Genomic DNA, 14,856 nt, shown 5'->3' on the forward strand with positions numbered 1-14,856 from the left:
AGATGGAGGCGTACGCGAGCTGAACCACCACCGGTGACACGGCCGACCCGGTCCGTCGCGCCGGCCATGGCCGCGCCGATCGCCGCACCGCTGTCGTGACGGGCGTCACCCGCACCGCTGTCACGTCACAGCACGGTCGCCACGTCGCCTCGGTGAATCCCTCGGCCTAGGAGGCGAGCATGAAGGTTGTCGTGGTGGGCGCCGGATACGCCGGCACGCTCGCAGCGAATCGGCTGGCGAAAAAGTTCCGCGAGGCACAGGTCACCGTCGTCAACCCGCGGTCCGACTTCGTCGAGCGGGTACGGCTGCACCAGCAGCTCGCCGGGACCGGACGGGCCGCGACACCGCTGTCGGACATGTTGCGCGAGGGCATCCACTCCCGGCTGGCCACTGTGCACACGATCGGCGACGGCAGTGTGACTCTCGACCCGGGCAAGACCTTGGACTTCGACTACCTCATCCTGGCCGTGGGCAGCACCACCCGCGCGCTGGAGGGCACGATCCCGATCGGCACCTGGGAGGGGGCCGAGCAAGCCCGTGCCGCACTGGCGGGACTGCCCGCGGGCAGCACGGTCACCGTCGTCGGTGCCGGTCTGACCGGCATCGAGACCGCTTCCGAGGTGGCGTGTGCCCGCTCCGATCTGCGGGTGCGGCTGGTCGGGCAGAGCCTGGCACCGACCTTCTCGCCCGGGGCGCAGCGGCGGATCCACGCCGGGCTGGAGCGTCTGCACGTGTCGGTGCTGCGCGACACCGTGGAGGCGGTTCTCCCGGCTGCGGGTGAGGGGAGCGCGGGCACGGTGCGGCTGCGGTCCGGCGAGGAGTTCAGTTCGGACCTCACGCTGTGGGCCGTGCTCGGTGCCGTCCCCGACCTCGCCGCCCGCAGCGGTCTGCGCGTCGACGACGAAGGGCGAGCCGTGGTCGACGCGTACCTGCGCAGCGTGAGCGACCCGCGCGTCTTCGCCGTCGGTGACTGCGCCGCGATCGCCGGCTCGCGTCCGGCCTGCCAGACGGCCGGACCGCAGGGTGCACACGCGGCGGACACCCTGGTCCGGCTGGTGAAGGGCCGCGATCCCGAGCCCTACTCGCAGGGGTACACCGGCACGGCCCTGAGTATCGGGCGACGGGACGCGGTGATCCAGTTGACCCACCAGGACGACAGCCCCACCCGCTTCTACCTCACGAGCCGTCTCGCCGTGGTGGGCAAAGAGCTCGGGGCCCGTACGGCGAAACACTGCGCACGCACCGCTACCATCGCGTGGCGGTCTGGTCCGGAGTGACCGGCCGACCGACCCGGATCGCCAGCCGGTCGAGGTAGCGCACCTGAAGCGCGACCAGCGCGACCAGGAACAGCAGCAGCATCGGCAGCGGGAGCAGCGTGCCGAGGGCCAGCTCGTCGGTGGGAACCCGGCCGGTGGTGCCCTGCGCCATCGCCGTGACGGCTGCGGTCCGGGTGCCCGGGGTCTGTCCCACGATCCACGGCCACAGCAGTTGCCCGGAGCTGACCAGCCAGGTCACCAGACCGGCCAGCAGCACCATCGGTACGGCCGGGGCGAGCATGGTGCGACCGAACCCGCCGCCGGCCCGCCAGCGGGGCTCCAACCCACGGAACAGCAGCGTGAACAGGAACAACACCGGGATGCTGACCCAGCCGGGCGGCATCGCACCCAGGAAGGTGTTGACCTGGTCGAAATCACGGGTACGCAGGTAGGACTCGATGGCGAGCGGCCCGGTGCCGACGAACAGCCACGGCGCGAACGGCAGCAGGAGCAGCTCACTGAACCGGCCCAGTGGGCGCAGCCCGCCGATGGCGAAGCCGCCGGCCACCGCGACGGTGATCGTGACCAGCGTGGTGACCAGGGTCGGTAGCCAGGTCCAGATGAGCAGCTCGGGCAGGCCGGTGGCCGACACCGGGCCGAGGTCGTTGGTGAACCGGAAGCTGCGCCGCAGCCACGGCCACGCCACCCACAGCATCAGGCCGACGGCGACCACACCCACCACGGCCAGGCCGATCCGGGCCGGGCCGCTGCCGCCGCTCGTCGGGCCGCTGCTTCCGCTCGTCGGGGCTTCCGGCGAGGTGGACGCCGGCCAGGCCGGTGCGGCGGTCGCGTCGGACGCCGGCCAGGCCGGTGCGGCGGTCGCTGCCGGCGTGGACGGGGTGCGGCTGCCGGCGTCCGCGTCGGCGAGCTCGATCCGGGCGCGGGTGACCAGCAGCAGCGTCGTCGCGGCCAGGCCCAGCACGGCCAGGACGGCGAGCAGCAGCACCGCGTCGGCGGAACCACGGCCGATGTCCATCCGGGCCAGGGACTGCACCACGATGGTCGTCAGCGGGAACTGGGCGTGGTTGCTGGCGGCCAGCAGCGGTGCCACGAAGCTCTGCACCGTGGCCGCGACGATCCCGAGCACCAGCAGACCGGCCACGGTCGCCGCAGCGGGCAGCGCGTCGGCCGGGCGGCGACGGCCGCGCAGCGTGGCGAGGAAGGCGGTGGTGGCGACGGCGACGACCAGCCCGGCGCTGCCGACGGCGGTCAGTTCCACGAGCGTCGCGTACGGGCGGTCCACGGCCTGTCCGGGTTCGATGCGGTCGAGACGCCAGCCGAGCAGCAGCGCCACCGGGGCGTACCCGGCGACCGGCACGGCCAGCAGGGCGCGGGCCGCGAGCCGGGGCCCGCGACCGGCCCGGTCGGCGAGCAGGGCCAGCAGCGGGGCGACCAGCAGGGCCAGCACGAGCGGCACGAGCGTCAACAGCAGCGCCATCCGGTACTCGCCGACGACGCCCTGCTCGAAGCGCTGTCGATAGTGCTCGGCGCCGACGTCGGTCGTCGGCCCGAGCATGGTGTCCCGGGTCGTCGACCGCGCGATCGCCAGCCCGGTGGGTAGCAGATAGGACCAGAGCAGGGCGAGGAAGGCGGGAGTTAGCAGCACGAGCCCGAGGCCGACGCGGGCACCAGTGCCTAGCCGGTCGGAGGGCTTCGTCACGGAGAGTACCGGGCTGGTCATGGTGCTCCTCGCCTCGTCGGATCCCTGGCCGGGCCCGACGATAGGCGCAACGATCAAGCCGGGCCACCGGAGCGAAGATGTTTCGTCCGCACGGCCGACCACCGGTGCCGATGCGGCGGGCCGGCCGGCCGATCCGCAGGTGGCGGCGGAGCATGAGTCGGCCGGGCGCCGTCGAGTCGACGACGCCCGGCCGGCGGGTTCAGCAGAGGCCGTTGCAGCCACTCGGGTTCGGCGGCGGCGCACCGATCCAGGGCTGGGAGAGGCCGGGTACGTGCTCCGGCTGCGCCCCGCTGATCCGGGGCTCGGAGAAGACCGTGTTGTACGCGTTGGCGGTGTCGTCGACGTAGATGATCCCGCTCAGCTTGTTCTCCGGGATGGTGCCGTTGGCGTACGGCGGCGTCCAGTCGCGGACCGGCGTGATGTTCGCGCCGAGGAAGCGGGTGATGCCGTCGGCGCCGGTCAGCACCGAGATCACGTCGCCGGAGTAGTCGGGGTTGACGTACCCGTGGTCGCCCTCCGGGTCGCCGTGGCCACTGCCGTCGTCACCCCCGTCGTCGCCGCCGTGCTCGCCGCCGGAGTTGTCGTCGTCGGAGTCGTAGTGGCTGTTGATGCCGTCCCCGCAGTTGCCGCTCGCGTCGCAGGTGGTGATGGTCTGGTTGCCGGAGGAGTGCGTCGAGCTGTTGTAGGTGACGCTCTCCACCTTGATGGTGCCGATCTCCTTACCGTCCTCGTTGTAGACGTGCAGGGTCGTCTCCGAGTGGGTGTCCGACTGGCCGTTCTTGGTGTGGCTCTTGGTGGTGGTCTCACTGATCAGGCGGCCGTGCGGGTCGAAGACCAGGACGGTCTGCTCGGTGTAGAGGTCGCCCGGCTCGCCGCGCTCCTCGTACTGGGTGAAGATGGTGTTGCCCTTGGATCCGTCGGCGTTGACGTGTTCCCGCACCGACCCGCCCGGCACCAGGTCGACGTCGTCGCGCGACCCGTCGGCGTAGTGCAGCCGGTAGTCGTGGTCGCCGAACCACGGCTTCTCGGTCTTCACGACCCCGCCGTACGCGGCCGGGCTGTGCGTCGTCTCGCCCGGCTCGTACTCGGCGAACATCGACTCGAACGGCGTGATCAGCGGGTTGCCCGGCTCACCGACGGCCTGCGACCGGGTGCCCCGGCCGATCGCCACGCCGTCGCGCTGCACCGAGAGCTTGAGCGCGTCGAACTGCTTGAGGTCGACGCCCAGCCGGGTGTAGGCGTCCTGCCGCACCGGAAGCGCGAAGACCCCGAGGCTCGGCAGGTTGGTGGTCGTCTCCCGGAGTTTGATCAGCTCCGCTGGGAACGCGATGAAGCTGCCCCGCCCGTACCCGAAGGACGGCAGTTTGTTCACCGAGGCCAGTTCCGCGGCCACCTCAAGGCTGGGCCGGCTCGCCGGGTCCCACGGGTCGGTGCCCGCCGCCACCTCGTCGGCGTCGCTGAAGCCGTCCCTGTCGCTGTCGACCACCCGCCAGGACAGGTAGCAGCCGGTCGGGTCGCAGATCCGGGCGTACGACAGGCGCGTGCGCTCGGATGGCTCGACGGCGGAGGCGGCGGTGCTGCTGGCGGTCACCGCCAGCGGTATGGCGAGCAGCGGAGCGACGACCATCGCCACTCTCTTGCGGTTACGAAGGATCATGGGCGGTACGGTCGCACCCGCCGGGCCGCTCTCCAGCCGCTGAGTCAGCAATCAGTCGCCGGGTCACGGCACCCTGGGAGGATCCCCAGCTAGGGTGTGGCTGCTGCGCTGGTACGACGAAGGTGACGGACGTGGACATCGACCGGTGCGGCCATCGGCCGGAGGACGCCGACCGACTGCTGGCCGCCGCCGACCGGGCCGCCGACCCGGTGACCGCCGCCCGGCTGGTGGCGGAGGCGTTCGTCGCGGTCTCCCGGACCGCCGACCCGACCGTCCTGCCGCCGATCATCCGGCGGTTGGCACGGCTACGGACCCACCCGCCGCGTCCCGAGATCGAGTTCCTGCACCACGCCGTCGGCTGCGCGGTGGGCGCCCGAACCGGGCGGCGGGTCGCGCCCCGGGAGACCGACGACGCGTTGCGCCTCTTCGCCAGCGCCGGCCTGCACGACGATCCGCTCCTCGTGGAGTGCGCGATGATCGCCACGTTGAGCGCGTTGCGACCCGACCAGGTGCGCCCGAGGTTCGCCGCCCTCGTCGAGCGGTGGGTGTCCGGCGAGGAGGCGACCGACCCGGCGCGGCGGGCCCGGTTCACCACCATGCTCGGGATGGGTGACGCGTGGTCCGGTGACCTGCTGCGCGGCCGGGCGACGCTGCGCCGCGCCCAGGCGTACGCGGTCGAGGCCGGGCGGCTCGACCTCCAGGCCGAGATCGTGTCGTGGCTGGCCAAGTGCGAGGCGCTCTGCGGTGACCTGGCGCAGGCGCGGCGCTGTCTGGACGAGGCGCGGGTGCTGGCGGCCCGCTCGGGGTCGGCCTGGGTCGGGTTCCACATCGCCGAGTGCGCCGCCGCGCTGCACCTGGCCTCGGGCGACGTCGAGGCGTGGGTCGGCGTCGTGGGGCGACTGGTCGACTCGGCGGTCGGCAGCAGCTCCGGGCTGGTCTTCGAGCACCGGTGGGAACTCGCCACCCACCACGCGCTGGGCGGGGACGCCGCCGCCGCGCACGCCGTACTCGCCGCCATCGCGGACCCGCCGTTGGACTGGCCGGGTGCGCCGGCCCTACCGGCCTGGCGGGCCTGGATCGCCGACCCGGCGGACCCGGCGGCGATGGGCTGGCTGGAACAGGCGCTCGCCGGGCTCAACCGGCCGGTGGAGCGGCTCTCCCGGGCCCGGCTGGCCTGGCTGCTCGGCGCCCAGCACGCGCGCCTCGGCCGGCGGGTCGACGCGATCCGGCTGCTCGAACTGGCCAGCAGCGAGTACGCGGCGACAGGTGCGGCGGGCCTGCTCGCCCGCGTCGCCGTGGACCTGGACGCGGTCACCGCCGGCCCGGTCGGTACGCCGTGGCCGTCGGCGGCGGGGCCGTCGACCGGGCGCGGCCGACCGGCCGGTGCCGAGGCGGAGGTCCGGTTGACCGCGATGGAGACCAGAGTGGCCGGTGCCGTCGCCGACGGACTGAGCAACCAGGAGGCGGCCCGGCGGCTGTCGGTGTCGGCCAAGACGGTCGAGTTCCACCTCGGCAACATCTATCGCAAGCTCGGCGTCCGCAACCGCACCGAACTCGCCCGGCACCTGTCGCGCTGAGCCGTGGCCGGTCAGCGAGCGCCGAAAGGAAGGGTCCCCGGCTAACGCCTCGTGTAGAGCAGGGGACCCCTCCTAACGCACCGTCCGGTGTGCGGAATCCTCAAGGTTTCCTCAACCGGGCAGGTCAAAATCCATCGATCCTCTCCGGCGCCGCTAGTTTCACCGCAACCGATGGACGTGCGTGACACGCCACAAGCAGGAGGAGGGGAGATGCGACGCACACGACTGCGCCTCGCGCTCTTCGCGCTGCCCGCCCTGGTGGGCGGAGTTCTCATGGCGGCGGCATCACCCGTGCCGGTGGGCGCGGTGCCCGCCGGCACGGGTGGTCCGACCGACACCCGAGGGTCCCATCCCGACGAACCCGACCACGTCGACCACGTCCGCATCCAGTTGACCGGCGCCGACATGTTGGACAAGGTGGTCGCCGCCGGATTCGACCTCGAACACGGCCTCACCCGGGTGCCGGACGGCATCGAGGGCGAGGCGGCGGTGACCGCCGAGGAGCGCGCCGCGCTGGAGGCGATGGGCGTGCGGATCCTCGCCGACGACGAGGGCTTCGAGTGGAGCGACGAGGCCGACGGTGGCCTGCCGGCCGTCGCGGCCCGCACCCTGGCGGCGGCCGGGGAGGACAACGCGGTCCGGATCGCCCGCGCCGACTGGTTCACCACCAAGGGCCAGGGCTTCCTGTACGTCGAGGCGCGCACCACGCAGGGCCAGCAGACCACGCCGATCGTCGGGATGCAGGTGGAGAACGACACGGGCAAGGGCACCGAGTTCGGCTTCGCCCGGACGATGAGCCGGTTCGTCGACTCCGGGCAGTACATGTTCCACCGGAACCTGTTCAAACTCGACACCCGCCCGGACCAGATCCGGGTGACCAGTTCGACCGGCGGCGTGGTCACCGGTCCGGTCTCGAACTGGCTTGAGGACGGTGCCCCGCCGCTGACCGCGAACCCCGGCTACCGGTCGGACTTCGTCGACGGCTACCAGCACCCGCAGCAGCTCTTCGCCCGGGCCAAGGAGATCGCCCGCGAGTACCCGCAGATCGCTGAGATCGTCTATCTGCCGCACCGCACGAACGGCTACCAGCGCAAGGCACAGGCCACGATCGGCGGCACCGGACAGTCCGCGGTCGTGGTCAGCACGGCGGCCTGGGGGCACGAGGGCGGCAACGACGTCACCGTCGAGTTCGCGCACCGGTCGGGGGAGAACCTCCCGCTCACCGTCGAGGTGACCGGCACGGCGGTCCGCGTCCTGCTGGGCACCGACGCCACCGGTGCCGCGGCGAGCACGGCCGCCGAGGTGGCGCAGGCGTTGCGTACCCGGTCGCAGGGGCTGATCGACCGGGCGCACCCGTACCGCAGCAACGCCGGAACCGGCGTCGTGGCGGCGACCACCGGCCCGGTGGCGCTGACCGACTTCCTCGACCAGAAGCGGGTCGGCGCGCCGGAGGGTGAGGTGCCGCGCGGCCCCGCCACCATCCCGGTGCTGCGGATCGGCAAGCACCGCGACGGCCGCAACCCGGGCGTGCTGATCCAGGCGCAGGACCACGCCCGCGAGTGGGTGCCGCCGACGACCACGCTGGAGACGGCCGAACGGCTGGTGCACAACTACCGCACCGACAAGGAGACCAAGAAGATCGTCGACAACACCGACGTCTTCCTGATCCTCTCCAACAACCCGGACGGCGCGAACTACAGCTTCTACAACTTCGCCTCGCAGCGCCGCAACATGACCAACCACTGCGCGGACGACAACGCCGACCCGGCCCGCCGCAACGCCTGGGGCGTGGACCTGAACCGCAACTACCGGGTCGGTTCGGGCCACGACGGGTACGCGGGCGGCTCGACCAGTTGCGTCAGCGACACGTTCCAGGGGCCGGAGAAGCTGTCCGAGCCCGAGTCGAAGAACGTCATCTGGCTCGTCGAGACGTACTCGAACATCAAGTTCATGATGTCCGTGCACTCCAACGGTGGCCAGTTGTTCTGGCAGCCCGGCGCGTACATCGCGAACGGGCGGATCACCACGCCCCGCCCGCCGCTGGGTGACGAGGCGTTCTACTGGCAGTCGGCGGCGCGGATCCTGTCGCAGGTGAAGGCGCACCGGCAGACCGTGGTGACGCCGCAGAACGTGGGCGGTTCCTCGGACGTCCTCTACTCCTCGGCGGGCAACGTCCGGGAGGACCTGTACCACACGTACGGCATCTACTCGTTCGGCTGGGAGGTCGGCGGCTCGATCTACAACCCGGCCACCGGCAACTGGCAGGGCGGCTCGTTCCAGCCGCCGTGGGTGGGCAACCCCGAGCTGGTCAGCGGGCACGCCGAGACGATGGAGTACGCCAACGGGATCATGGAGATGTTCCGGATCGCGGCGGACTGGGGCAAGGACAAGAAGAAGCCGACCTCCACGCTCGTGCCCGGCGGCGGCCGGTACGCGGGCCCGGTCGACGTCCGGTTCGAGACCAGCGAACCGGCCACCATCTACTACACGACCGACGGCAGCCGCCCCACCCTGGACTCGCCGCGCTACCAGGCGACCGAGTTCCGGGAGCCGGGCCAGGTGTTCCGCGTGACCGAGACGACCACGTTCCACTGGTTCTCGGTCGACACGGCGGGCAACGTCGAGAAGGGCTACGACCCGACGAAGAACGACAAGCGCAACAACTTCCGCAAGGCGACGGTCACCATCACCCGGTAGCCGGTCTTCGGTGACGCCTCGTCGGTGCGGGTCGCTCCGCGCCGACGGGGCGTCGTCGTGCGCGCGTCGACGTGGACCGTCGCCGACGCGCGTCGGGAACACCGCACCGGGTACGCCCACGGGCGACCCGGACCGCGCCTGCGGACGGCAGACGATGCGGGCCGCCGAACCCAGCATGGGAGACGACGTCAGCGCGCCCGGTCCGGGCGCCCGTCGTGCCAGGAGGTGCCCGTCGTGACCCGTACCCGACTGACCTGGATCGTGCTCGTCGCGCTCGTGTGGGCGGCGATGATGTCCTTCGGCGGCGTCGCCGCCGAGACGGTCATGCTCTACCCCAACATCTTCGACGACGCCCCGGCGTCGCTGCTGCGCGCCCGCGAGTTCCTGGTGGTCAGCGGCCCGAGCGACTACTTCCCGCCGCTGGGCGCCTCGGTGATCCTCGGCAGTCTCGCCGCCACGGTGCTCACCTGGCGCGACCGGCGGCTGCGCTGGTGGGTGGCATCCGCGACCGCGGTCTTCGTGGTCTGCGAGTTCCTCTTCTCAGCGGTCTTCTTCTGGCCGCGCAACGAGATCATGTTCGTGGACCCGGTGGGCACCCACTCGCCGGAGTACCTGCGTCAGGTCGCCGCCGAGTTCGTCGCCGGGCACCGGGTACGACTCGCCGGTGGCGCGGTCACGGCGGCGCTGGCCTTCACCGCGCTACTACGTTTCGCCCGCGACACCGGCCGCGCGAGTAGTGACCACAGGGCGGTCCGGGCCGTCTCCTGACGTCCTGCGGGCAGGGATCGGCAGGTCAGCACCGTGGTGGGCTCGACGGCACGTGCTAGGAAGTAGGCGTGAATCGTGATCGTCTTTCTGCCGTGCCGCCGGTCCCGGTGACTACGCATGGCTGAGCGCAGACTCCGGACCGGCCTCGCGTTCGTGCTCGGTCTGACCGTGTTGTCCGGATGCGCCGTCAACAAGGGCAGCGCCCTGGCCGCCGACTTCGAGGCCGACTGGGCCGGCACGCCCGACGTGGCGAGCGTCCACGCCACCGAGGAGAACACCCTGCCCTTCTTCGGCTCGACGACCGGCACCCTGACCGTGCAGGAGGGCACCTCTGCCGACCGGGTGAGCGAGATGGCGGGCGAACTACGGCAGTACGTCGCCGGCCGCGACGACGTCACGGGCAAGATCGCCGCCGCCGACATCACCTTCACCGTGGTCCCGGACAACGCCCGCACCGACGAGGTGGTGTCGTTGTGGCGGTCGATGAGCACCGACCCCCAGGTGACGTCGGCCCACATCTCGCGCCCGTCCCGGGCCGACGTCAACCGGTGGCGGATCGTCGGCACCGCGCCCAACGTGGTCGGCGCGATCGAACTCTTCGACGACCTGACCACCGGCGGCGGCCGACACGGCACGCTGACCGGCGTCACGACGGTACTCATCGCCACCGACCGCACCGTCGAGCCGGCCGTCTCCGTCGAGACCGGTGCGGACGGGGCAGTCCCGGTGGAGGCGATCGCCGCGTTCCGGGCGGTCGTCGGCAGGTATCCGATGGTCCGTGCAACCCTGCGGGTCGACCGGGTCAGCATCGTCCTGACGCGGCCCGAGGACCGGTCGGCCGCCGAGGACGTGGCCAGGGCCCTGGCACCGAACCTCGGCACCGTCGAGGTGACCAGCCAGAACCGCTGAACCACGGCGGCCGGACCCAGGCGGGGAACGGTTCACACCGAAGAAGCCACTGCTTCGATCCCAGTATCGCCCGCAAGTCCCCATGTGCCCCCTGTCCGCAGAACGCGCGAACGGGGGGCCTTGTCATTCCTGAAGATCCGCGCAACTTCAGCGATACTGCTGTCTCCGAGGGCGCCTGAGGCAGCAGTATCCGTGAAGTTGCGCCTCAGGGAGCCGAGCCCCCGGATGCTTCACCTGCGGTGGTCCGCCTACGGGCCCTCGTATCGGCATGACAGGTTTGCCAAGTTGACTTCTGCCCATCTGCCAGAAGGCACCGGCACTACCGAGGTGGCAGACGTCGGCATACCGTCGGACGGCGTTTCAAGCTAGGGGTCACAGCAGCCTTTGGCCCGGGGGTGTGGCGAAGGTCGGAAGGCTCGCCTGGCGGTTGCGGTACCAACCGTCGTGGTGGGGCGTGTTCAGGCGGTGGGCGGGGGTACCGTCGACTGTGGTGGTCTGCTGGCCGTAGTGGCTGGTGGTCCGCTGCCCAGACCGCTACCTGGGAGACGATGATGAGCGATTCCGCGACCTTTGGTGCGCGCCTTCGGATGTATCGCGAGCGTGCGGGGAAGACTCGGCCCGTGCTCGGCGGGTTGGTGGGGCGTAGCGCGGAGTGGGTCAAGGCTCTGGAGAATGGTCGGCTGCTGCCGCCCCGTCTGCCCATGCTGCTGCGCCTGGCCGAGGTGCTCGACATTTCCGATCTTGCGGATCTGACCGGTGATCAGTCGTTGCCGGTGGCGTCGGTGACCAGGGCGGGGCATTCCGAGGTCGGCAAGGTGGCTGCGGTGATGCAGCGGGCGTCGGTGCCGGTGGGCGCGGTGACGCCGGTTGTCGTGATGCGTGATCTGGTGGATCAGGCGTGGGCATTGTGGCATCGGTCGACGACCGAGCGTTCGGCGGTGGCGGCGGTGCTTCCGGGGTTGCTGACGGATGCCCAGCGGAGTGCCCGGATGCTCGGTGGCGGGGACCGTCGGCTGGCGTTCGTGGAGCTGGCGCGGGTGTATCACCTGGTGCAGTTGTACCTGGCGCACCAGCCGTTGCCGGAGTTGGTGTGGCTGGCTGCCGACCGGGCGATGTCGGCTGCCCAGGACGCTGACGACCCGGCGGCGATGGCGGTGGCGGCCTGGTACTACGCGCACGTCTATCGGGGCGCGAACCAGGTGGACGCCGCCGAGCAAGTGCTGGTCGAGGCGGCGGGTCTGGTCGATCCGGCGGCGGGTGGCGAGCAGTTGGCGCGGTGGGGGCAGGTGCAGCTCGGTATCGCGTTGGGTCACAGCAAGGCTGGCCGGGCCGGTCGTGCCTGGCGGGCGTGGGATGGTGCCGACTCGGCCGCGAGTCGGCTCGGCGGTGGGTACGTCCATCCGTGGCTGATGTTCGGATCGGCGGCGTGTGCGGCGTACGCGGTCACCATCGAGACGGACCTGTGTCGCACGGGTGAGGCGGTGCGACGGGCCGACGCCACCGACTATCGGGCGTTGCCCTCGCAGACTCGCCGGGCTGCCGCGCTGATCGATGCCGCTCGGGCGCACATGTTGGACCGTGGGGAGGTCGCGGCGGTGCACCTGCTCGGCCGGGCACTGCGGGAGAGCGTCGACACGGTGCGACACAACCCGTACGCCCGCACCGTCGCCCTGGAACTGTCGAACCGGCTGGGCACGGTCGGTGAGGACGCCCGAGAGTTGGCCCTCGTCATCGGCACGTCAAGGCCGTCTTGACGTTGTGGGCCGGGTGGCGACCTGCTCCCGGAGGCGGGTCGATGGTGGACGGGATGGCGAGTTGGGCTGAGCGCAGGGTCTAGCGTCTCGGCCTCTCGCTCCTGACGGTGCCTAGCGTGTCAGGATTTCTCACGTGAAGCTTGATGATCTCGCGCGTCAGGTCAATGCCAGGTCTCGTCTTACCGGAGAATTCGTACTGCGTTCCGGACGGGTAGCGAACGAGTACTTCGACAAATACCAGTTCGAGGCAGATCCGATCCTGCTCGATGCTCTCGCCGAGCAGATGGTCGCCCTGGTGCCCGCCGAAACCGAGGTGCTTGCTGGTTTGGAGATGGGGGGCATCGCCGTCGTAACGGCACTCGGTCGACGCACTGGCCTGCCCTGCGCGTTCGTGCGCAAGACAGCGAAACCGTACGGCACGGCTCGGCTGGCCGAGGGGGCAGAGGTGGCTGGACGCAGGGTGCTCGTTGTCGAAGACGTGGTGACCTCTGGCGGGCAGGTGGTTCTCTCGGCCAGGGATCTGCGAAGCCTCGGAGCACATGTCGACGCTGCCGTCTGCGTGATCGACCGCCAGGAGGGCGGAACTGAGGCACTTGCGGTAGAGGGCATCACACTGCGAGCGCTGCTCACCCGCGCCGACCTCGGGGCACACAGGGGGTAACAAGACACCGTGAAACGTCCTCAAGCAGTGCCTCGATAGCAAGCGATTTCGCCGGCAGGACAACGACGGTGAGGGGTCCTCGTCGTGCGGCGTGTCGGGGTACCGTCCGACGAGGTGGTGACCGGTTACGGTCGCCTGGCCTCTTGAGCTTGGAGCGGCGCTATGGCCCCGTCCGTCGACCCGCGCTTCGGTGTAGTCCTGCGCGAGTTTCGGGAGCGGCGCGGTCTGTCGCTTCGTGCCCTCGGGCAACTCGCCCATCGGAGTAAGAGCCATCTGCACGAGTTGGAGGCGGGGCTCAAGGCTCCGACTGTCGACACGGCTCGTCACCTGGACCGCGTTCTCGACGCGGGGGGTGTGCTTGCTCGGTTGGTGGAGGCGCCGATCGACCACGCGGCTGAGGCTGGCGAGTTGCGGGCGAGAGTGGTCGCCAGTGATGTCAGCGGAGACGTGCTCGATCGGATCGAGCAGGGCGTCGACGATCTTGCCAGTCTCTATCCGACGATGGCCCCGGCGGATCTTCTGCCGTTGGTGCGGCGGCATCTCGCCTACGTCGGGCGGTTGTTGGACGGGCGGGTCACGCTTGCTCACCAGCGGCGGCTGCTGGTTGCCGGTGGCTGGTTGGCGGTGCTGCGGGCGACCGTGCACATCGACCTGCGGCAGAGGACCGCTGCGGCTGCCCACTTGCGAGCCGCCCGTGATCTCGCCGAACATGCGGAGCATCGCGAGATCCAGGCATGGTGTCTCGAAACCCGCGCCTGGGACGTGCTGACTCAAGGTGACTACCGGACGGCGCTAGATCTTTCCCGTCAAGCACAGCGGATCGCTCCGAAGGGGAGTTCTGCCCGCATCCAGGCGACTGCTCAGGAGGCTCGTGCGTGGGCTCGAATCGGGGATGTCGGTGCGACCCGACGAGCGTTGGACCGGGTGGAGCGGCTGACGGCGAATCTGCCTGTTCCTGAGCGAGCCGAGCACCACTATCGCTACGACCCGGCCAAGGCCGCCGCGTACACGGCCACGACTTTGGCTTGGGCGGGGGACCCCGGTGCCGAGCAGGTAGCGCGGGCGGTGCTGGCGGTTCTGGATCCGTCCGGCGATGGGGGAGCGCGACCTCGCCGGTCCGCGTCGGCCCGACTCGACCTCGGTCTTGCCCTGGTCGCTGCCGGTCAGCCGGATGAGGCGGTGGCTCTGGGGGCACAGGCGGTGGCGTCCGGACGGGTGGTGCCGTCGAACTGGTGGCGGGCTGCGGAATTGCTGGCCAAGGTGGAGCAGTCGGGGACACCAGAGGCGGCGACGTTGCGTGAGGCGTGCATCGAATACGCACCGGGGCGACGACCAGCAGCGGACAGCACACGTAGTTAGCGGACGCTCACCCTCTGGCTCGGTGAGCGCATCCGGCGTGACGCTGGACCTCACTGAAACCGGGCGCGGACGAGGCACATCAGCAGGTGCCCCTCCACGTCCTGAGAACGGAGGACCGGCCACATGACGGTGAACATCGGACTCCTTCGGCGAGTTGTCAGCCGGTTCTTCCCGTCGTCGCCCTCGGCGGCTCCCGGCATCGGAGAACGCATCCAGGCGATTGAGCAAGAGGCCGCCCGACGACGGTTGTTGGACCTCGCGCGAGGCACACCACAGCACCCGGCGTCGGGTGGGAACGCCTTGTGGTCGAAGCGGCGCATCTCGTACGACGAGTATCTGTCGGCTACGGCACTGACCCTCGCCCGCCGGCATCGGCCGGTCTGGTGTCAACGCCGGTTGAACTTTGACCCCTCTGTTCCGGCCGAATGTTGACCCCCTCGCTGGTTGTTGATGTTCAGTCGTTGGTCTTGGTGGCTG

10 protein-coding genes are annotated in these 14,856 nt (G+C 70.7%); 8 read left to right on the top strand and 2 right to left on the bottom strand.

All coding sequences use genetic code 11. The features are described from left to right. Window positions 1-179: 179 nt before the first annotated feature. On the top strand, window positions 180-1,277 hold the full coding sequence (locus ABT008_RS20845; RefSeq protein WP_350697886.1) for an NAD(P)/FAD-dependent oxidoreductase: 1,098 nt from the start codon (window positions 180-182) through the stop codon (window positions 1,275-1,277). Here ABT008_RS20845 and ABT008_RS20850 read toward each other — a convergent pair. After that, the gene (locus tag ABT008_RS20850) at window positions 1,246-2,997 is read right to left on the bottom strand and encodes a sugar ABC transporter permease (protein ID WP_350697887.1); all 1,752 of its coding nucleotides are present in this window, start codon (window positions 2,995-2,997) and stop codon (window positions 1,246-1,248) included. The two genes, ABT008_RS20845 and ABT008_RS20850, sit on opposite strands and share 32 nt — an antisense overlap. A 199-nt stretch (window positions 2,998-3,196) precedes the next feature. Continuing rightward, window positions 3,197-4,654, bottom strand: coding sequence for a thrombospondin type 3 repeat-containing protein (locus ABT008_RS20855; RefSeq protein ID WP_350697888.1), 1,458 nt, complete (start codon window positions 4,652-4,654; stop codon window positions 3,197-3,199). A gap of 131 nt (window positions 4,655-4,785) precedes the next feature. Here ABT008_RS20855 and ABT008_RS20860 point away from each other — a divergent pair, with 131 nt between their 5' ends. From ABT008_RS20860 to ABT008_RS20890, 7 genes are all read left to right on the top strand, one after another. Continuing rightward, window positions 4,786-6,231 (top strand): helix-turn-helix transcriptional regulator, encoded by a 1,446-nt coding sequence (locus ABT008_RS20860; RefSeq protein ID WP_350697889.1) that lies wholly within the window; start codon window positions 4,786-4,788, stop codon window positions 6,229-6,231. A 210-nt stretch (window positions 6,232-6,441) separates the two neighbouring features. Beyond that, window positions 6,442-8,928 (top strand): M14 family zinc carboxypeptidase, encoded by a 2,487-nt coding sequence (locus tag ABT008_RS20865; RefSeq protein WP_350697890.1) that lies wholly within the window; start codon window positions 6,442-6,444, stop codon window positions 8,926-8,928. Window positions 8,929-9,162: 234 nt separating this feature from the next. Continuing rightward, window positions 9,163-9,696, top strand: a complete 534-nt coding sequence (locus ABT008_RS20870) for a DUF1772 domain-containing protein (RefSeq protein ID WP_350697891.1) — start codon at window positions 9,163-9,165, stop codon at window positions 9,694-9,696. Between the two features lie 117 nt (window positions 9,697-9,813). Further along, window positions 9,814-10,605, top strand: a complete 792-nt coding sequence (locus ABT008_RS20875) for a hypothetical protein (RefSeq protein ID WP_350697892.1) — start codon at window positions 9,814-9,816, stop codon at window positions 10,603-10,605. Between the two features lie 551 nt (window positions 10,606-11,156). After that, complete coding sequence (locus tag ABT008_RS20880) at window positions 11,157-12,359, top strand: helix-turn-helix domain-containing protein (RefSeq protein WP_350697893.1); 1,203 nt, start codon at window positions 11,157-11,159, stop codon at window positions 12,357-12,359. A 133-nt stretch (window positions 12,360-12,492) separates the two neighbouring features. Next, entirely contained in the window at window positions 12,493-13,020 is a 528-nt protein-coding gene (locus ABT008_RS20885) for an orotate phosphoribosyltransferase (RefSeq protein WP_350697894.1), read from the top strand. Window positions 13,021-13,182: 162 nt separating this feature from the next. Then, window positions 13,183-14,379, top strand: a complete 1,197-nt coding sequence (locus tag ABT008_RS20890) for a helix-turn-helix domain-containing protein (RefSeq protein WP_350697895.1) — start codon at window positions 13,183-13,185, stop codon at window positions 14,377-14,379. The last annotated feature ends 477 nt before the right edge of the window (window positions 14,380-14,856 follow it).

The organism is Micromonospora sp. NPDC002389 (genome assembly GCF_040296095.1).
Lineage (GTDB): Bacteria > Actinomycetota > Actinomycetes > Mycobacteriales > Micromonosporaceae > Micromonospora.

Bases quoted from the DNA above. Each gene is read 5' to 3' on its own strand.
- ABT008_RS20845 (WP_350697886.1), top strand. From the start codon at position 180: ATGAAGGTTGTCGTGGTGGGCGCCGGATACGCCGGCACGCTCGCAGCG.
- ABT008_RS20855 (WP_350697888.1), bottom strand. From the start codon at position 4,654: ATGATCCTTCGTAACCGCAAGAGAGTGGCGATGGTCGTCGCTCCGCTG.
- ABT008_RS20880 (WP_350697893.1), top strand. From the start codon at position 11,157: ATGAGCGATTCCGCGACCTTTGGTGCGCGCCTTCGGATGTATCGCGAG.
- ABT008_RS20890 (WP_350697895.1), top strand. From the start codon at position 13,183: ATGGCCCCGTCCGTCGACCCGCGCTTCGGTGTAGTCCTGCGCGAGTTT.
- ABT008_RS20865 (WP_350697890.1), top strand. From the start codon at position 6,442: ATGCGACGCACACGACTGCGCCTCGCGCTCTTCGCGCTGCCCGCCCTG.
- ABT008_RS20875 (WP_350697892.1), top strand. From the start codon at position 9,814: ATGGCTGAGCGCAGACTCCGGACCGGCCTCGCGTTCGTGCTCGGTCTG.
- ABT008_RS20850 (WP_350697887.1), bottom strand. From the start codon at position 2,997: ATGACCAGCCCGGTACTCTCCGTGACGAAGCCCTCCGACCGGCTAGGC.